At 62.4% G+C, this 18971-nt stretch carries 18 protein-coding genes; 8 read left to right on the forward strand and 10 right to left on the reverse strand.

Features of this window, described 5'->3' with window-relative positions:
• Nucleotides 1-62: 62 nt before the first annotated feature.
• Together mgtA and ASE36_RS11575 are read right to left on the reverse strand one after the other, a co-directional pair.
• Complete coding sequence (gene mgtA, locus ASE36_RS11570) at nt 63-2624, reverse strand: magnesium-translocating P-type ATPase (RefSeq protein ID WP_244474725.1); 2562 nt, start codon at nt 2622-2624, stop codon at nt 63-65.
• A gap of 163 nt (nt 2625-2787) precedes the next feature.
• Complete coding sequence (locus tag ASE36_RS11575; protein WP_062279446.1) at nt 2788-3456, reverse strand: glutathione S-transferase family protein; 669 nt, start codon at nt 3454-3456, stop codon at nt 2788-2790.
• Nucleotides 3457-3640: 184 nt separating this feature from the next.
• Here ASE36_RS11575 and ASE36_RS11580 point away from each other — a divergent pair, with 184 nt between their 5' ends.
• On the forward strand, nt 3641-4144 hold the full coding sequence (locus tag ASE36_RS11580) for a hypothetical protein (RefSeq protein WP_062279448.1): 504 nt from the start codon (nt 3641-3643) through the stop codon (nt 4142-4144).
• A gap of 22 nt (nt 4145-4166) precedes the next feature.
• Here ASE36_RS11580 and ASE36_RS11585 read toward each other — a convergent pair whose 3' ends face one another.
• Complete coding sequence (locus ASE36_RS11585; RefSeq protein WP_062279450.1) at nt 4167-5849, reverse strand: M20/M25/M40 family metallo-hydrolase; 1683 nt, start codon at nt 5847-5849, stop codon at nt 4167-4169.
• 150 nt (nt 5850-5999) lie between these two features.
• Here ASE36_RS11585 and ASE36_RS11590 point away from each other — a divergent pair, with 150 nt between their 5' ends.
• The 6 genes from ASE36_RS11590 to ASE36_RS11615 all read left to right on the forward strand — a co-directional run bounded on the left by ASE36_RS11590 (nt 6000) and on the right by ASE36_RS11615 (nt 10374).
• Nucleotides 6000-6413 (forward strand): Lrp/AsnC family transcriptional regulator, encoded by a 414-nt coding sequence (locus ASE36_RS11590; protein WP_062279452.1) that lies wholly within the window; start codon nt 6000-6002, stop codon nt 6411-6413.
• A gap of 92 nt (nt 6414-6505) precedes the next feature.
• On the forward strand, nt 6506-6874 hold the full coding sequence (locus ASE36_RS11595) for a hypothetical protein (RefSeq protein WP_062279454.1): 369 nt from the start codon (nt 6506-6508) through the stop codon (nt 6872-6874).
• Nucleotides 6875-7086: 212 nt separating this feature from the next.
• The gene (locus ASE36_RS11600) at nt 7087-7659 is read left to right on the forward strand and encodes a HupE/UreJ family protein (RefSeq protein ID WP_062279455.1); all 573 of its coding nucleotides are present in this window, start codon (nt 7087-7089) and stop codon (nt 7657-7659) included.
• Nucleotides 7660-7900: 241 nt separating this feature from the next.
• The gene (locus tag ASE36_RS11605; RefSeq protein WP_062279457.1) at nt 7901-8674 is read left to right on the forward strand and encodes an amino acid ABC transporter substrate-binding protein; all 774 of its coding nucleotides are present in this window, start codon (nt 7901-7903) and stop codon (nt 8672-8674) included.
• Between the two features lie 267 nt (nt 8675-8941).
• On the forward strand, nt 8942-9622 hold the full coding sequence (locus ASE36_RS11610) for an amino acid ABC transporter permease (RefSeq protein ID WP_062279460.1): 681 nt from the start codon (nt 8942-8944) through the stop codon (nt 9620-9622).
• On the forward strand, nt 9619-10374 hold the full coding sequence (locus tag ASE36_RS11615) for an amino acid ABC transporter ATP-binding protein (protein WP_062279462.1): 756 nt from the start codon (nt 9619-9621) through the stop codon (nt 10372-10374). The genes ASE36_RS11610 and ASE36_RS11615 overlap by 4 nt, the downstream gene beginning before the upstream one ends.
• A gap of 42 nt (nt 10375-10416) precedes the next feature.
• Here ASE36_RS11615 and ASE36_RS11620 read toward each other — a convergent pair whose 3' ends face one another.
• From ASE36_RS11620 to ASE36_RS11645, 6 genes are all read right to left on the reverse strand, one after another.
• Complete coding sequence (locus ASE36_RS11620) at nt 10417-10767, reverse strand: hypothetical protein (protein ID WP_062279464.1); 351 nt, start codon at nt 10765-10767, stop codon at nt 10417-10419.
• Nucleotides 10768-10843: 76 nt separating this feature from the next.
• On the reverse strand, nt 10844-11308 hold the full coding sequence (gene queF, locus ASE36_RS11625; RefSeq protein WP_062281264.1) for a preQ(1) synthase: 465 nt from the start codon (nt 11306-11308) through the stop codon (nt 10844-10846).
• Between the two features lie 28 nt (nt 11309-11336).
• Complete coding sequence (locus ASE36_RS11630; protein WP_062279466.1) at nt 11337-12239, reverse strand: cation diffusion facilitator family transporter; 903 nt, start codon at nt 12237-12239, stop codon at nt 11337-11339.
• A 156-nt stretch (nt 12240-12395) separates the two neighbouring features.
• Complete coding sequence (locus tag ASE36_RS11635) at nt 12396-12728, reverse strand: hypothetical protein (RefSeq protein ID WP_062279469.1); 333 nt, start codon at nt 12726-12728, stop codon at nt 12396-12398.
• 5 nt (nt 12729-12733) lie between these two features.
• Nucleotides 12734-12994 (reverse strand): hypothetical protein, encoded by a 261-nt coding sequence (locus ASE36_RS11640; protein WP_062279471.1) that lies wholly within the window; start codon nt 12992-12994, stop codon nt 12734-12736.
• Nucleotides 12995-13094: 100 nt separating this feature from the next.
• On the reverse strand, nt 13095-15278 hold the full coding sequence (locus ASE36_RS11645; RefSeq protein WP_062279473.1) for an anthranilate synthase: 2184 nt from the start codon (nt 15276-15278) through the stop codon (nt 13095-13097).
• 284 nt (nt 15279-15562) lie between these two features.
• Between ASE36_RS11645 and ASE36_RS11650 the strand changes: the two genes are divergently transcribed.
• Nucleotides 15563-16540: an extensin family protein gene (locus tag ASE36_RS11650; RefSeq protein ID WP_062611312.1), complete on the forward strand. Its 978-nt coding sequence runs from the start codon at nt 15563-15565 to the stop codon at nt 16538-16540.
• 61 nt (nt 16541-16601) lie between these two features.
• Here the strand turns inward: ASE36_RS11650 and ASE36_RS11655 are convergent, their stop codons facing one another.
• Nucleotides 16602-18785, reverse strand: coding sequence for a TonB-dependent hemoglobin/transferrin/lactoferrin family receptor (locus ASE36_RS11655; protein ID WP_062279477.1), 2184 nt, complete (start codon nt 18783-18785; stop codon nt 16602-16604).
• Nucleotides 18786-18971 lie beyond the last annotated feature (186 nt).

An 18971-nucleotide genomic window follows, 5' to 3' on the forward strand; every position in this document is an offset into this window, starting at 1 on the left:
CTGGACGGCAAGTTGCAAGGGTGGCAAACCGCAAATCTGGAGCCAGGTACAGATGCGTTTCGTCACCCCGCCCGGTGCCAATGGCCGTAATAGACCCGCTTGGCGAGGCTGGTGACAGCGATATAGCCGAAGACGATGACGAGCGTCGCGAGGAACTCGCCCCCGCTCAGCGGAACGAAGCCGAAGGCGGTGGCAGCAGAGCCGAGATAGGGAATAGCAAGCGTGACGAGGACAACGGCCAGCGTCGACCAGAGCAGCAGGCGGCTCGGGCTGGTCTTGCCGAGCGGCTTTCGGCTGCGCAGCACGAGCACCACTAGAAGCTCGGTCATCAGCGAGATCACGAACCAGGCCGTCTGGAAACTCTGCTCGCCGGCATGGAAGATCTTCAGGAGAACGGTGAAGGTGATCAGGTCGAAAAGCGAACTGATCAGCCCGAAGACGATCATGAAACGCTGGATCTCCGTAATGCTCCAGCGCTGTGGCCGGGCGAGATCCTCTTCGTCGACATTGTCGCTCGATATCGCGATCGAGGGGAAATCGGAGAGGAAATTGTTGAGCAGGATCTGTTTTGCCAGAAGCGGCAGGAAAGGCAGGAGCGGTGCCGCGAGCGCCATGCTGATCATGTTGCCGAAATTGGCGCTGGTGGTAATCGAGATGTATTTGAGCGTATTGGCAAAAGTCCGCCTCCCCTGCCGGACGCCGGCGATCAGCACGCCGAGATCCTGCCGGAGCAGGATGACGTCGGCGCTTTCGCGCGCGACATCGACCGCGCCGTCAACCGAAATGCCGACATCGGCCGCATGCAGCGACGGCGCATCATTGATGCCGTCGCCCATATAGCCGACGCATTCGCCGACCTTCTGCAGCGCCCGCACGATGCGCTCCTTCTGTTGCGGATCAATCTCGGCAAAGAGATCGGTGCGCGGCGCCAGATGCCAGAGCGCAGCATCGTCAAGCTGGGCCAGATCCTCCCCAGTCAGAAGCGAGGCCGGATCGAGCCCGACGCTTTCCGCGACATGGGCCGTCACATAGCGGTTGTCGCCGGAGATCACCTTGACCCGGATGCCGAGTTGAGAGAGCTGGCTGAGGGTATCGCGAGCATCGACCTTGGGCGGATCGGAAAACAGCAGGAGGCCGGAAAAACACATGCCCTCCTCCGCCTCCCGCTCGTGTCGCGGCACGGCAGCAACCCGTTTGGTCGCGAGCGCGAGCACACGGAAGCCCTTAGCGCTTTCAGCCTGAAACATCGCCACGATCGCGGCCCGGGATGGGGCATCGAGCGGCACCTCCCCCTGATCCATGGCGATGCGGGTGCAGACGTCAACGACATTGGCGAAGGCGCCCTTGGTCACGAGCAGGTGCGAGGCGGGATCGGCTTGCGGTTCGACAACGATCGTCAGCCGCCGGCGCACGAAGTCGTAAGGGATCTCGTCGATCTTGCGGTAGCCGGAGGTTGTCAGTCCTGCCGCCTCCCCCGCCGCAACGATCGCTGCATCGAGTGGGTTTTCGATACCGCTTTCGAAGGCCGCATTGAGAAAGGCGAACTGCCGCACGACGTCCGAAGACGCGCCTTGCGGCGAGCGCGCGCCGGTCATGACGATCTCTCCCTCGGTGAGCGTGCCGGTCTTGTCGGTGCAGAGCACGCTCATGCTGCCGAGGTTTTCGATCGCATCCAGCCGTCGGACGATGACGCCCTGTCTGCTCATGCTGCGCGCGCCGGCCGACAGCGTGACGGAGATGATCGCCGGAAGCAATTCGGGGGAGAGCCCGACCGCAAGCGCCACGGCAAAGAGCAAAGATTCAATGACCGGCCGGCCGAGCAGAAGGTTGACCGTCAGCACGAAGAGCACGATCACCACCATCAACCGGATCAGCAGATAGCCGAAGCGGCGGACCCCGCGATTGAAGTCGGTTTCCGCCTCTCTTGTGGAAAGCCGCGCCGCGATTTCGCCAAAGGCAGTGTCGCGACCCGTGCGGGTGATGAGGACACGGGCCGTGCCGCTGCGCACCGAAGAGCCGAGAAAGACGCTGTTGCTGCGCTTGGCGAGCGGCGCGTCGGCGGCCACTAGACCGGCGGTCTTTTCGACCGGAAAAGTCTCACCGGTCATGCTGGCTTCGACCACCAGGAAATCCTGCGCCTCGAGCACCAGCCCGTCGGCCGGCACCAGCTTGCCTGCCGACAGGAGCACGACATCGCCGGGCACGAGTCCGTTCGTTGGCACACTGACCGGCGCGCCGTCGCGCATGACGCTGCTGGTGAGCGTCAGCTGCTTCTTGAGCTCGGCCACGGCGGAGGACGCGCGGTATTCCTGGAAGAAGCTGAGGAGCGAGCTGCCGAGCACGATCGCAAAGACGATGCCCGCATCGATCCACTGCTGAAGGGCGAGCGAGATGGCAACCGCAAACGCCAGAATCAGCACCAGCGGGCTTTCGAACTGCCGGAGCAAGAGACGGAGCGCAGAGTGGCGCTCGCTCTCTTCAACGCTGTTGGGACCAAGGGTCGACATCAGCACCCCCGCGCGCGCCGAACTCAGCCCGCCCGGCCCCGATCCGAGCGCGGTAAAGAGCGCCTCCGGCGTTTCCGCCCAATAGGCGCTGTCCAAGCGGGTTTCAGTCTCTTTCACGATCTGCGGCCTCCGCAATTGACATGACGGGCATCACCCGGCCGGCGACCGAGATCGAAAGCCATAGCAGCAGGAGGGGCACCCGTCCTTGCGCCTCGCCAAGTGATCGGGTCGTGTTCAAGGCCTGCCTTGGGCATGGCGTGCTGGCGAACGCACGGGACCATCAGGACTGGCTTTGCAAGCGCTCGGCGGCAAGCATTGCCTTTGGCAGGGCGGGCGCATCGAGACCTTCGAACGGATCATGCCAGGACGGCAGACTGTCGAGACGATGATACCAGTCTTGAAGTGCGGGATAAGCGGAGAGCGGCAAGCCGGCGACATCATTGAAGGGCAGGAAACTCGCCATCCGGAAATCGGCGTAGGAAAGACCACTGTCGAGCAGAAAGCTGCGCGATGTAAGATGAGCGTCAAGGATGGGTGCGGACCGGTGGAAAAGGGCAAGGCCCTCCTCCACCTTGGTCATATCGACCGCCCCCATGCCATAACGTTGCTTCGTCCCGTATTCAAAATGCACCTGATCACAGGCCATGACGAAGTTCGCCTTGCCCCAGCTCAGCCAGCGGATCATGTCGGGCTCGCCCTCGTCATCGATTCTCCAGAAGTCAGTTTTCGACAGGCGGGAGAGTCGGCAGGCAATCGCATCCGCCTCCCAGAGCGTTCCCTTCTCCTCCTCCAGGATCGGGATCGACAGACTGGGGTTGAGCCGGCGATAGGTTTCCGCTTGTCCCGGGGCGAAAGGCGATGCGGGCACGAAGATGACGGCGGAGCCGAGATGCCGGGCAACGGCAACCGCGAGGCGCGGGTTCGGGTTGCGGCTATAGTGCAGTATCATCGGCCCCTTCCGAGCATTCTGTGTTCGGAAGGGAGTGTGCGGCGGCAAGTGGCGAATGTCGAGGCATGAGCCGATGGCCTTGCGGCCAGATTTGGACGCGGGAGAACGGCTGCCTCAGGCGCAGGGTGCTTGCGGGCCGGGCGCAGGGCAGGTTAAGATCGGCCCGGTCAATGAGGGGAAATGCATGTCGATTCAACGCGCTCTCGGCGCCGTCCTGATGCTGGCATCAAGCTTGGTGCTCACAGCCTGCACCACGACGGAAGACGCCAACAATGCAGCCCGCTCGCGCTGGGTGGGGCAGCCGGTGGAGCAGTTCTTTGCCGCCTATGGTCCGCCAATCGGTGAGTATCCGCTGTCCGCGGGCAAGATCTACACCTGGCGCGGTGGCGACAAGACGCGTTACGTGCCCCCGACCTATACCAGCCCCGAGCCCGCCCGCACGGTGGTTCGCACCGAAACCCGCACCGACGGCTCCGGCCAGACGGTCACCCGCACCCGCGTCGTCACCAGCGACCCCTTCTGGCAGCCGCAGATGATCAGCCCGCCGCAATATCAGCAGCTGTTCTGCGAGCTGCAGATCAACACCGACAAGGGCGGAATCATCACCGCCATCCGGGCAAGCAACGACACCGACGGCGATGGCCTCAGCCTGTCGCGCTGCGCCGAAGTGCTGGGCGTGAAGAAGTGAGCGAGCGGCGGATGAGGCTACCTCAATCCGCCTCCTTCGCCAGGAACTCCCGGGCAATAGTCATGACCAGATCCGGCAGCACGGCGAAGGCATAAGGCCGCTGCACGCGCTCGAACTTCTGATGAAACTCGCGACCCCAGGGGCCGAGATTGACGGCCGGGAAGCGCAGAGCCGAGGCCGGAGGTCGGTCAACGAGGCGTGAAACCGGGGTATTGTCGGAGACGACGTCAGTTGAGTCGGCGGCCAGTCCGAGAAAACTCATGTCGGAAATGCCCTGGAAACAGGGCTTCCAGCTGACGCGCCGGGCTGCATCGTCGGCCAGACCCAGTCGTGCCTGATCGATCGCAGACTGCAGCGCCCTATCCTCGGCCCGGTCGAGCTCAAGTCGGCTCGCCGGGTAATGAAGGCCGGCAAAGCCGATCACCACCGCAGGTCCGGAGAGGCGCGCCGCATCGACGAGAAAGGTCGCGAGCTGTCTCGAGGCAATCAGGGGATTGTCGATCCGGCCAGCCGCGGCCTGTTCGGCCTCGTATCGCGCCGCAAAGTCAGTGCCCATCACCTCCTCGGCGCGTTGCCGGACCTCGGCGATCGACAGGATACGCGGCATGGCCGGCACGGCCGACGCCGGGCGTCCGGTCATCGAAGAATAGCGCTGCGCCTGATCGGCAAAGCGGCTCACAGCACCGCTTGCCCCTTGCTCGACGCAGGCTCTGAACCGGGTGAACAGCTCGTCCGCCGACATCGCATGGTAAAGCCAGTTGAAGGCAAGCCAGAAGCGTTCCGGCGTCGTCACCTCGTAGCCGTCGCGCAGATCCTTTGCCTCCAGGCAGATCGGCGGCGGCGAGATGTCGTGTGCATCGCGATCGGAAAGATCTGCATTGCCCTCCAGTTCGGCGAGAATACCGGCCCCTATCGCTTGCGCGCTCACTCCTTCGAAAGGATAGGCGGCGTGTGAACTGAGGCCGACAACCAGCGCGAAAGGCAGGAGCTTGCCGATCGTCCCGGCAAAGACGGCGCGCCCCTCTTCGCCCTCGCCCTGATCGGAGGTCACATCGAGATTGAGCGCGCCGCAAATCTCGATGTCCAGATCCTTGACCAGCGCCGGCAACGCGTTGCGCAGCGAGCGCATGCCGCGGCTTTCACGCTCTTCGTCGGGTGTGGTGAGGAAGAGGAGATTGCCCTCGCGCTCCGGGTTTTCCGCGAAGCGTTCGAGGCAGGCGATTGCGACGGCAAGGCCGCTTTTCATGTCGAGCAGCCCGCGCCCGGGCAGGAAATCGCCGCTCACGAGATCGGCGAGCGCCCGCTCCTCCTGCTCGGATCGGGTCCGCTGCGCCGAGAGGCTGTCTATGAGGGCGGCCTTGAGTGCCAGGCTGTCACAGGCGAGTGGCCGCAGTTCATGATAATTGTCGGTGGACACCGTATCGAAATGTCCAGCCAGCGCAAGCGTCCGACGCCCCCTGCCGCGAACGAGCGCGACGACGTTGCGGGTCAGCGGTTCGCCATGGCTCGCGACCAGCCTCAGATCCTCGGGATGAGCCCGAAAATAGGGAAGCTCCTGCAACAGTCCGATCAGGCGATCCGCAAATGCGGCCTCGCCGGCACTTCCCGTCTCGCTGCCCCAGGACGTGAGACGCAGCGCGATCGCCTCGACGCGGGCCGGATCGATGCCGGCCGGCGCCCTGTTGGCGGAGTTGTTTTCGCTCATCCCTGCTCTCTCCTTTGACGGTCCTGTCGGAACCGCGTCATTGCCACCAGACAAGTGCTAACCGAGAGCGAGTGCATAAAACAGCATGCAAACGGCGCGAATCTTGCTCATACTGCCGAAATAGAAAGCTCTCTGACGAAAACGGAAATCATGGACGATCTCGACCGCCGGCTGGTCGCCGAACTGCGCATCAATGGACGTGCTTCCGTGCCGCAACTGGCGCAGATCCTCGGCGTGGCCCGGGCGACGGCCCAGAAGCGGCTGGACCGGCTGGTGGAGAAAGGCGAGATCAAGGGGTTCACCGTCCGCCTGAAGGATGATCTCGCCAAGGACCGGATCAAGGCGATGATGCTGATCGCGCTCGTCGGCCCGCCGAAACAGCCGGTGGCGACCGTCAAGCGGCTACCGGGCGTCGTGACGCTCTCCAACACCAACGGAGTCTGGGACATGATCGCCGAACTCGAAGTTTCGACCATGCCGGAGCTCAACGACCTGATCTCGACCATCCGGGCCGTCGACGGCGTATCGAAGAGCGAGACCTTCATCCTGCTCGGTCCGGCCTGAAGCCACAATCGCCCGGCCGACCTTGCCGCATCATCGCGCGGCGCCATCTGAGAGGGACGCCGCAATCGCGCGCGTCATGATCGGAGACTGCCGTGACCGAAACCCGCCTGCTCACCGCCCTCGTCGCGATCGTCATGCTGGCGGGTGGCGTTACCCACCTTGTCGCACCGGAGATCTTCTTTCCGATCGTCCCCTCGATCTTTCCGGCAAGGCTGGCAGTCCTCGGCAGCGGTTTGGGCGAACTGACGATCGGGGTGGCCGTGCTCTTTCCCCGCTTTCGCGCCCGCGCCGGCCTCGCCTTCGCCCTTCTGTGCTTTGCCTATGTGCCCCTGCATCTCTGGGACTTTTTGCGGCCCGATCCGATCTTCCACCCCTGGCCCCTGGCAGTCGGCCGGGTCTTGCTGCAGATCGGTTTCATCGTCGCCGGCCTGCGCCTGGCGCGGGCGGGCGGCGGGGTCTAAGCCCTGCCCTCAATGCCACAGATCCTGTCCTCACCGCGTCACCACCTGCCGCAACCGTGAGCGCTCACCCCCGGCAATCGACGTAGATTTGCCTGACGCTTTGCCGTGGACAGACGCTTGAGGCTTACGCTAGTCTGAAAGATGACATAAGGGAACGACCGGCGGGACCGACATCCGGCCGCCATGAGTCGACCAATAAGAGGGACCAAATCATGCTGAAACGCCTTTCACTCACCGCCGCCCTGTTTGCCGCGGCAACCGCACCCGCTTTTGCGCACCTGAACCCGGCCGAGCATGGCTCGCTGATGGCCGGGATCTCGCATCCGCTGTTCGGTGCCGACCATATCCTCGCGATGGTTGCCGTAGGCATCTGGGCAAGCCAGATCGGTGGCCGCGCGCTCTGGGCTGTTCCGGCAGCTTTCGTTTCGATGATGGCCGTCGGCTTCGGTCTTGCTGTTGCGGGCGTCTCCCTGCCCTTCGTTGAGCCTGCCATCCTCGCTTCCGTCATCGGCCTCGGCCTGCTGGTGGCTGCTGCGGTCCGTCTGCCGGTGGCAGCCTCTGCTGCCGTCGTTGGCCTCTTCGCCCTTTTCCACGGCCACGCCCATGGCGGTGAACTCGGCTCGGCCGGTGCGCTGTCGTTCGGCCTCGGCTTCCTGGTCGCAACCGGCGCCCTGCATGGCGCAGGCGTTGCCCTTGGCATGACCGTCTCCCGCCTCGGCCCGACGGTCGCCCGCGTGCTCGGTCTTGCGACCGTGGTCGGCGGCGCCGCCATCGCCTTTGGCTGATACAGACATTCGGGCGGTCTGTCCGCCCGCGCCTTCTGACCGCCGCGACTGTTCCATACCGGAACCTTCGCGGCGGTTTTGCGTTTCGGTTCGCCGACAGACAAAGCCACGCGAAGCGACCAAGAAAGCGAATGAGCAAAATATTCTCATTTGCCTATTTTATTCGCTCTTTTCTCTCATCCCATGAGGGTCGTGATCTGCGAAGACGGCGGCACCGAACCATGGAATGAAAGGAAATACGATGAGCTGGCTCAAGACGATTGCAGCGGCCGCAGCCCTGCAGACCCTCATCCTCGCACCAGCCTTTGCCGGCGAGAACCTCGACCAGATCAAGGCCGCCGGTGTCATCAAGATCGGCACCGAGGGCACCTATGCGCCCTTCACCTTCCACAATGCCGAGAACAAGCTCGTCGGCTTCGACGTCGAGATCGGCCAGGCCGTGGCGGATAAGCTCGGCGTGAAGGCGGAATTCGTCGAAGGCAAGTGGGATGGCCTGATCGCTGGCCTCGACGCCAACCGTTACGACGCCGTCATCAATCAGGTGGGCATCACCGAAGCGCGCAAGCAGAAGTACGACTTCTCCGATCCCTATATCGTCTCGAAGGCCGTGTTGATCGTCAAGGATGGCAACGACGAGATCAAGGGTTTCGAAGACCTGAAGGGCAAGACCTCGGCCCAGTCGCTGTCGAGCAACTTCGGCAAGATCGCGGAAGCCGCCGGCGCCGAACTTGTCGGCACGGACGGTTTCGACCAGTCGATCCAGCTGGTGCTGACCGGCCGCGCTGATGCAACGATCAATGACAGCCTCTCCTTCCTCGACTTCAAGAAGCAGAAGCCCGACGCCCCGGTGAAGATTGCCGCCGAAAAGGAAGAAGCCGACGCCTCCGGCATCATCGTCCGCAAGGGCGATGCGGACCTGGTCGCGGCGATCAACAAGGCGCTGGCCGACATCAAGGCCGACGGCACCTATCAGAAGATCGCCGACACCTATTTCGGCCAGGACGTGTCGAAGTAACATCCACCCTCCCCTTGAGGGGGAGGGTCGGAGCGAAGCTCCGGGGTGGGGTGATCTCGCCGCACGCGTCACAGTCACCCCCACCCGCCGCTTCGCGGCGACCTCCCCCCTCAAGGGGGAGGTGGGAGACCAGCCGCAACCGCAACAGCAGACCGCATCGGCCTTGCCGCTTGCCTGGTCTGCGATAGATGCAAAATTCCTCCGCAGCAGTGGCGCTCAGCGTCTCTGCTGCGTTCCGTTTCAGTCCGCAGCTCCAAGGACACCCCCATGCCGCACTGGCTCGACCTGATGCTGACTTCTCTGCCGACCCTGCTCTGGGCCGGGGTGAAGTTCACCATCCCCCTGACGCTCCTCTCCTTCGCCTTCGGCATCACGCTCGGCCTGATCACTGCCGTGACACGGCTGTTTGCGGCGAAACCGTTGGTGCTGATCGCCCGCTTCTATGTCTGGGTGATCAGGGGAACGCCGCTTCTGGTCCAGCTCTTCGTCATTTTCTACGGCCTGCCGAGTGTCGGCATCCTGCTTGATGCCTTCACCGCCGCGCTGATCGGCTTCACGCTCAATGTCGGCGCCTATACCTCGGAGATCATCCGCGCTGCCATTTCGTCAGTGCCAAAGGGCCAGTGGGAAGCAGCCTATTCGACCGGCATGAACTGGAGCCAGGCCATGCGCCGCACGATCCTGCCGCAGGCTTCGCGCGTCGCCGTGCCGCCGCTGTCGAACACCTTCATCTCGCTGGTCAAGGACACGTCACTGGCCGCCGCGATCACCGTGCCGGAGCTCTTCCAGTCGGCCCAGCGCATCGTCGCCACCACCTATGAACCGCTAATCCTCTATATCGAGGCAGCGCTCATCTATCTCGCGTTGAGCTCGATCCTGTCCAACCTGCAGTCGAGGCTCGAGACCCGATTCGGCCGCTATGGCGGCATGCTGGAGGCTAACCGATGATCACGCTCTCTCACATCGTCAAGCGCTTCGGCCAAGCGACCATCCTCAACGATATCTCCCTCTCGCTGCCCGAAGGCAGCGTGACGGCCCTTGTCGGCCCCTCCGGTGGCGGCAAGAGCACGCTGCTGCGCTCGATCAACCTTTTGGAACAGCCGACCTCCGGCACGGTGCAGATCGGTGCCCACGCCATCGAATTTGCCCCGAACCGCAAGGTCGCCTTTTCCGAGATCCAGAAGATCCGCGGCGAGACCGGGATGGTCTTTCAGAACTTCCAGCTCTTTCCGCACAGGACGGCGATCGAGAATGTCATGGAAGGGTTGATCACGGTGCAGAAGTGGTCGCGCGACAAGGCGAAGGCCCGCGCCATCGAACTCCTGGAAAAGGTCGGCATGGCGCATAAGGCCGATGCCTGGCCGGCAGAACTGTCAGGTGGCCAGCAGCAGCGCGTGGCGATTGCCCGCGCTCTTGCCCCCTCGCCCAAGGTTCTCCTCTGCGACGAACCGACCTCGGCGCTGGATCCCGAACTGGCGGGCGAAGTGGTCGACGTCTTGAGCCGGCTGGCTGGCGAAGGCACGACCATGGTCATCGCCACCCACGACCTGCGCCTCGCCTCGAAGATTGCAAGCCAGGTGGTTTTTCTGGAAGCCGGCGTCGTGGTCGAGACCGGCAGCGCCGAACAGATCTTCCGAGATCCGCAGCGTGAGCGGACGAAACGGTTCGTCTCCTCGATCAACGCGGCGCAAACGGTTTGAGACGCGGTTTGAACCTCGCCTCATCGGGTGGTTTTCAAACAGTCAGACGGGCGGCTCGGTCACGAAGGGCATGATGTCGACACTGTCACCGGGAAAGATGGTGAGATGCGGATGATCCGAAAAGAGACCTGCCGCAGCCTCCGCCGTATCCGCCTCGACGATCAGGGTGCCGCAGATCGCATTGGTCGCGGGACCAATGCCCTCCCGGGTGACGCGTAGGGTCTTTCCCACCATCCCGCCATGCTGAACAATGGCCGCCGCGTGGCGCTCTTCCCACGCCGACCATGCCGGCACGCCCGCCGCATCGATGGCATCCTGTTCGGTCTTGGACAGGCTGCGAAACCGCGCCAGGCTCTCTGGCCTCATCATGAAGACCGCGAGAAATTTCGGCATTGTGACATCTCCGGTTCGGTTCAGCGAACCGGAGCGTAGCGTGATCAAGGCCATGCGTCACGCGCGAAGGCGGGGTTCACCCCCGGCCGCGATAGGTCGCCACCCCCTGCTCCGGCAGCCAGACACCCTTCGGCGGTTCGCCGGTCTGCCAGAAGACATCGATCGGGATGCCGCCGCGCGGATACCAGTAGGCGCCAATCCGGAGCCATTTGGGATCGAGCAGCTCGATGATGCGCTTGGCGATATAGACCGAGCAATCCTCATGGAATGCGCCGTGATTGCGAAAGGCAAACAGGAAGAGTTTCAGCGACTTCGATTCCACCAGCCAGTCGCCGGGGATGTAATCGATGACGATATGGGCGAAATCCGGCTGGCCGGTCATCGGGCAGAGCGAGGTGAATTCGGGTGCGGTGAAGCGCACGACATAGTCGGTGCCGGCATTGCCGTTCGGCACCCGCTCCATCACGGCGGTTTCCGGGGTGGTCGGGGCCTCGACGGCCTGACCGAGCTGGGTCAGCCCGGAAACATCGGTCATGCTCATGATTTTCTCCTGAAGTGTCGCGGCAGCGTCAGAGCTGCACGCCGGCGCCATGCGCCATTTCGTTTTCCGGTTCGACGTGGATGGTGACGCGGGTGCCGGGCAGCGCCTTGTGCACCGCCATTTCCAGCCGGTCGCAGATGACATGCGCATCGCTGACGGTCATGGCTTCCGGCACAACCAGATCGAAGGCCACAAAGGTGGCGGCCCCGGCCCGCCGTGAGCGCAGATAATGCACGCCGAGCGATCCTTGAGAATTCTCCTTGATCGCCTGGCGGATGGCCTCTGCCTCTTCCGGCGACACGGCGACATCCATCAGGCCGGCGACCGAATGGGAGATCACCTTCCAGCCCTGCCAAATGATGTTCAGCGCAACCAGGATGGCGAGAGCCGGATCGAGGATCGCATACCCTGTGAAAAGCACCAGCACCAGGCCGATCAAAACACCGCCTGAGGTGACGACATCCGACATGATATGCTGGCCATCGGCCGACAGCGCCGGCGACCGATGGCTCTTGCCGACGCGGATGAGCAGGCTCGCCCAGGCGGCATTGATGACGGCGGCGAGCGCATTGATTGCAAGGCCGAGATAGGGCGCTTCCGGCAGCGATGGTTCATAAAGCGCCGGCACGGCTTCGCGGATGATCAGGAGTGCTGCCACAACAATCAGGACCCCCTCAAGGACGGCCGAGAGATATTCCGCCTTGTGGTGACCATAGGGATGATCGTCATCGGCAGGCTTCTGCGCGTAGCGGATGACGAAATAGGCGAGGAAAGCGGCAATCACATTGACCGTCGATTCCAGACCGTCGGACAAAAGCGCCACCGAGCCGGTGACCCACCAGGCAAGCAGCTTCAGGCCCATCACACCAAACGACAGCGGGATGCCCCAGAAGGCAAGCTTGCGCACCAGATTGTCTTCAGTCGCCACCATGGCCTTCTTCCCTGCAGATGCGAGTGAATTGCAGCCGCAATTCCAAAAACGACAAAACCGCCCGGCAAAGCGGGCGGTTCGTTTGATGCCAGCGTAATGCCGAAGGGTTAAGGCGAGGTCAAGGCGGAAGATGGGGTGTGCACAGGGGGATAGATCTCAGGCGTCGGTCGGCGAGGCGCCTATGTCCTCAAGGAACTTCCGGAGGATCTCTGCACTCCTTTGGCCTCGCACGTCTCGAACGTCGATGACGACGACCTGATCAGGCATAACCGCATAGAGCAGAGAGAAAGGGGTACCGCGTATGTGATACTCCCTTACCCTATCGAGATTTTCGAAGCGTGCAGCGCTCTCCGGATGGGTCAGGATATTTTGTTCCGCTATTGCCAAGGCTGCGGAGACCGCGACGACGTCGAGTTGTGGTTGGCTACGATAGTAGCGGCGCATCCAGCGAAGGCCGAACTCGGCGGTCGGTAGATAGCGCAGCCGCATCGCCTTCAGCGTCCTTGCGGAAATTCGTCCTCATTGGATAGCAGCCAGTCATGGATCTCAGCGCTATCGATGGCCTTGACATCACCGCTATCGATCAGACTTAGGCCGTGATGCAGCAGTTCGCGCGTGGCCACGCGCTCTTCCACGAGATTGCGGATCGCCTGGTCGGCGAGGTCTCCTGGGGAACGGTTGTCGAACCGCGCAATCTCTTCGAGTGCCTGATTGAGGCTAGCGTCGATCTCTGTGGTCAGTATGATCTTGTTCATCGATCAGCTCCATGGCTAAAACCACACGAAGACACTGTAACCGAGCACCGATCGGTGTCAAACGGCGCGGCCACTGCCGGCCGCGCCCCGCCCAAACTCCTCAGGCCGCCTTGACCTTCTTCCGCTTGGCGAGCTTCTCCACCACATTCTCGATCATCCGCATGCCGGCGTCGCCGCCCAGCGTCATGATCGATTCCGGGTGGAACTGGACGGCCGCGACCGGTTCCTTGGCGTGTTCGAAGCCCATGATCGTGCCGTCTTCGCTTTCTGCCGTGATGATGAAGTCACGATGCAGTGTCGAAGGATCGGCGAAGATCGAGTGATAGCGGCCGACGGTCACTTCCTTGCCAAGTCCTTCAAAGACCAATCCGGGTTCGAGCACGCGGATGCGCGACGGCTTGCCATGCATGGGCACGGCGAGCTGGCGCAGTTCCCCGCCATAGGCTTCAGCCAGCGCCTGCAGGCCAAGGCAGACGCCAAAGATCGGCAGTTCCCGGGCCCGCGCCTTCTTGATCGTCGCCTTGCAGTCGAAATCCGTGGGCGAACCGGGACCCGGCGACAAAACGACGAGGTCGGGGTTCAGCCTGTCGAAAATCTCCTCCGGCACCGGGGTGCGGACCGTGTTGACGGTCGCGCCGGTCTGGCGGAAGTAGTTGGCAAGCGTGTGCACGAAACTGTCCTCGTGGTCGACCAGCAGGATGTTGACCCCCTGCCCGACGCTCGCCACGCCGCGCTTCGACTTCGGATCGGACTTGGCGTCGCGGATGGCGGCGATCATGGCGGAGGCCTTCAGTTCGGTTTCGGCTTCTTCTTCATGCGGGTCGCTGTCGTTCAGAAGCGTGGCACCGGCGCGGACTTCGGCAATGCCGTCCTTGATGCGGACGGTGCGCAGCGTCAACCCCGTGTTCATGTCGCCGTTGAAGCCGACCATGCCGATCGCGCCGCCATACCAGGCGCGCGGGCTCTTTTCGTGCTTCTCGATGAAGCGCATGGCCCAGAGTTTGGGTGCACCCGTGACCGTGACCGCCCAGGCATGGCTAAGGAAGCCGTCAAAGGCATCCATGCCGTCGCGGAGCCGCCCTTCAATGTGATCCACGGTGTGGATCAGGCGCGAATACATCTCGATCTGGCGACGACCGATGACCTTGACCGAGCCCGGTTCGCAAACGCGCGACTTGTCGTTGCGGTCGACATCCGAGCACATGGTGAGCTCGCTCTCGTCCTTCTTGGAATTAAGCAGCTTCAGGATCTGCGCCGAATCCTCGATCGGGTCCGCGCCGCGCTTGATGGTGCCCGAGATCGGGCAGGTCTCGATGCGCCGGCCGTTCACCCGCACGAACATCTCCGGCGAGGCGCCGACGAGATATTCCTGGTTGCCGAGATTGATGAAAAAGGAATAGGGCGACGGATTGATTTCCTTCAGCCGCTTGGAAATCTGCGAGGGCTTGCTATCGCAGCGTTCCATGAACTTCTGGCCGGGAACGACCTCGAACAAGTCGCCCTTGCGGAAGCTTTCCTTGGCCTTGGTGACGAGCTCGGCATATTCGCCCGGGCGATGATCGCCGCGCGGCGGGATCGTATCGGTATGCTTGAACGGCTCGGGCGCGATCTCTTCCCGTTGGCCGATGGTGGTGACGTCACCCTTGGTGAAGTCGTAACGGTCGATCCAGGCCTTGGCGGAATAGTGGTCGACGACGAGGATCTCGTCGGGCAGGAACAGCACCATGTCGCGCTGGTCGTCGGGCCGCGTGAGCTTCAGGTCGATGGCGTCGAACTGGAAGGCGAGATCATAGCCAAAGGCGCCGAACAGGCCGATGGCCGAATCCTCTTCCGAATGGAAAAGCCCGGTGACAGCACGCAGCACGGTGAAGACCGTTGGCATCTTCGAGCGTTCTTCCTCGGTGAAGACGCGGGACGGAAGCTTGACGTCGAGATCGAGGCGGGTCGCGGTGCGGGTGCCGAGCGCCAGATCCTCGACGCCGGAAAGCGCCCCGGCAATCATCGAAAGCAGCGCTTCGCCGCGGCCGTTATAGGCCTCGATCCACACCTTGCGGCCGAAGGAGGAGATACCGAGCGGCGGATCGACGATCGCCGTATCCCAGCGGGTATAGCGGCCGGGATATTCGTAATTGGAGGAGAACACGGCACCCCGCCGCTCGTCGAGCTTGTCGACATAGGTGGAGATGGCGTCGGCATAGGGCGTCGGGCGGCGCTTGCGCGTGACGGTCACGCCACCGCGCGTCTGGTAGGATTCGGCGCCGTCTTCCAGCAAAATCGTCGACATGTCAGTCCTTTTCCGTTCTTCGAGGCCCTCTCCCGGCGCCTTGAATACAAAAAAGCCGCCTCAGGAGATGTTCCGGGCGGCTTTGGGTCAATCGTCGAGAAGACATGACTGGTCAAGGCCGCGTCAGCGAGCCCACCACCAAGCCATGTTGTTCGTTACGATCTTCATGGCCGATTTGATAACCCGAGGTGACGCGGCGCGCAAGCAGGATTTGCGCGGACCCCGCCATCGAACCTTTTGCCGCTCCCGTCGTTTCCGCCCCGGGGCAAACGACAGGAGCGGCCATGAGACACGCAACGGGCTTGATGCTGATCTGGCTGGCGGCAACGGGTGTGACACTGCCCGAGATCGGCCCGCCGGCGCCACCCAAGCCCGCACAGGCGGCCACGAAAGAGGGCGCGTCCGCGGAAGTAAAATCTGCAAGCGGCAGCACGGATACCCCGGCGACACCACCCCTTCCCCCCGGCACGCCGCCGACGCCCTCGCCCGATCCGCGCGACACACCCGATGGAAAGAATACTCCGACCACGCCCCCTCCCGACAAGCCGCAGCCGACCGAGCAGGCACCGGATGATCAGAAGACGGATCCGGCAACGCCCGAAGAGGGCGCCAAGCCCGCGTCTGAAAACGGCAAGGCTGAAGGCGAGGAACCTGAAGCCAAAGCACCGCCCCCGCCACCCGATCCGGCGCCGGTCTCCGAGACGCCGGAAGACCTCGCCATGTGCCTGCGGGATCTGAAGGCGATGGGGGCGGAGTTTACCGAGGATGCCGCAATCGACGACGAGACCGGCTGCGGCATCGCCCACCCGGTTACGGTCAGCCGCATCCTGCCGACGGTAACGCTGGAGCCGGGAGCAACGATCCGCTGCGAAACCGCGCTCAGCCTCGCCCGGATGACCCGCGACCTGCTAATCCCGGCCGCCGCCCGCGCCTTTCCCAACCGCCCGGCCCTGTCGGGCATAGCCCAGGCCTCCGGCTATGTCTGCCGCAACCGCAACAGCGCGGAAACGGGCAAGATTTCCGAACACGCTCACGGGAATGCCATCGACATTGCAGCACTGAGTTTCGGCAAAGAGAACGTGCCGCTGATGATCGCCAAGCAGGATGACGGCACGGCAGAAGCGGCTTTCCAGCGGGCGCTCAACGCCATCGCCTGCCTCTATTTCACCACCGTTCTCTCCCCCGGCAGCGACGCGGCGCACCAGGACCACCTGCATCTGGACGTGATCGAGCGGAAGAGCGGGTTCCGCTATTGCCGGTAAACGAAAAACGGCGGCGCCCCGGATGGGACGCCGCCGCAGGCGGTGGAAGGGGATGTGGGGGTTAGAATTTTTGAGAAATCGCAACCTTGAAGTAGCGGCCGGCTTCCGAATAGATGTCCGAGGCGTTGGTTACGTTCTTCACCTCAAGCGCGTCGAAATACTTCTTGTCGAACAGGTTGTAGACGCCTGCCTGGACACGAAGGCCCTTCATTTGTTCCGGTTCCCACCAACCGGTCAGGTTCACTACGCCATAGCCATCCGGCTTGGTCAGCGCCGCCGAATCTTCAGAGACGGCACTGGCAGCGACCAGGCTGACATCGGTACCCCAAGTCTCCTGCTCATAACCAAACCCGACAATCGCTTTGAGCGGCGGTACGGAGGCCAAAAGCTCGTCGCTGTCCAGATCGGTTCCCCGTGCATAGGCCAGAGAGCCGTGCAGATTGATGCCGTTCGCGAACGTCTTGTGCGCCTCAAGCTCGACGCCGCTGATCCGCACATTGTCACGGTTGATGAACTGATAGGTACCTAGGAAATAACCTGATGTGGCGATGATGTCGGATGTGTCGATGAAATCCTTGTAGCGGGTGCTGAAGGCACTGACACGACCACCGAAATCTTCGTCGCCGAGATTGGCACCGACATCGAAGCCCCAGCTGGTTTCCGGCTTCAGATCCGGGTTACCGATCGAACGATAAAGCGGCGCATTGTCGTAGTCGACATAGAGCTGATAGGCGTTCGGCGCCTTGAAGGCCGTAACGAACTGCGCATAGAGCTCGATGTCTGGACGAACCTGCCACGCGGCACGAATCTTCGGCGAGAAGCGGGTACCACTCTGACCTTCCGGCATGTCACCCTCGAACGTAGCCGTGGACTGCGGATCCTCCTTGTACCAGTCGAAACGGAGGCCGGGCGTGATGGAAACAGGGCTGTTACCAAGGGTGATCTTATCTTCGGCATAGGCACCGAACCGATAGGAATTCACATCGGGCGAATAAGACTGGTTCGTGTGATAATAGGCGCAACCGGAAACCCAGGTGACAGAGCAGCTGTCGACGCCTGAGAGGTAGTAGCTGCTCTGGGTGAAGCGGAAATCGGCGCCGAAAGTCACTTGGTGGTTGAGGCTGCCTGTCGCGAAATCGGAATTGGCATAGCCGGAGAAGCCGATGTCGCGCTGCTCGCTTTCCATCAATCGGTCGTACTCACCGATCGGCGCCGTCAGGCGATAGGAATCCTGCCCCTCCGTTCGGGTCGAACGCTGCCAATAGACGGTCGCAGCTGCGCGGTCGATCAGGCTATCGTCACCAACGGCTTCAAATTCATAATCCAAAGATACGCGATCACGGTCCTTTTCCTGGACCAAATCATAGTCTCCGGCGCGGTACGTCGTGCCGTAGGTGCTGGAAGACATATAGTCCTTGCGGGAATTATAACCGTAATGCTCAGCGGTCAGGCCGACCCGGTGTCCGCCCTCAAGATCCTGGCGGATCTTGAAGAGGAAATTCCGCTGGTTGTAATCCATAGGGTCGGCTTCGGTGCGGGTGCTGCGGGTACCACCAACATCGCCCTTAGTGTCGGTTTCCTGGCCCTTCTTGTAGGAAGACTGGAACATGATCGAGGTGTTTTCGACCTTCTTGGCAACAGCGCCAGAGGCAGTGAAAGACTTGTCTGAACCGTCGTAGCCAAGCTTGCCGATGCCCCCAAAGGTCGCGCCTTCTGCCAAAAGATCATCGGGCTCAAGCGTGTTCAACAAAAGCGCACCACCCAGCGCGCCCGAACCGGCTCGACTGGAATCCGCGCTGTGCAAGACATCAACGGAGGACAGGGAGTTGAAGTCATAGGTATCGGCGCCGCCGCCGTAATTGTAGACCGTGTCGAAGAAATACGGCACCGGGATCCCGTCGATGGTGGTCAGGACCCGATCGGCCTCCAGGCCACGAATGTTTACGCTTTTCGACTGTCGGACATAGGTAACGCTGGGTTCAACCGTGTTGCCGAGATCGTCGACATCATCAACCTGCTTCTTTTGCAGTGTTTTGGAATCCGTTGTTGTTGCCACCGGCGTATCCGCCACCGATCCCGTCGGCACGCGTTTGCCCTTGACGACGATCGTCTGCAGCTGGGTTTCGTCGCCGCTGGTGGTCGTCGTCGGCGTCGTGGCGTCCTGGGCTTGCGCGGGGAGGATTGCGGAGACTGCGACCAGAGCGGTGCAGGCGAGCAGAAGAGGTCTGGCGGACCGGGGGCTCATGCGAATGTCCTTTCGAAGGCCAGGGAGATGCGCTCCCGCACCCGAGAACGGGCTGCAGGCTGGCCGAATGTGATTGCGTCAAAACCGAGGCGAAGGCGAAAACCTTGCCGTAATCACGCCGTATAAAACATGATAACTTGAGTCAACATATAAAACATGATTCTATTAATCATGAATTGTGACTGC

Source organism: Rhizobium sp. Root274, assembly GCF_001429245.1.
Lineage (GTDB): Bacteria > Pseudomonadota > Alphaproteobacteria > Rhizobiales > Rhizobiaceae > Allorhizobium.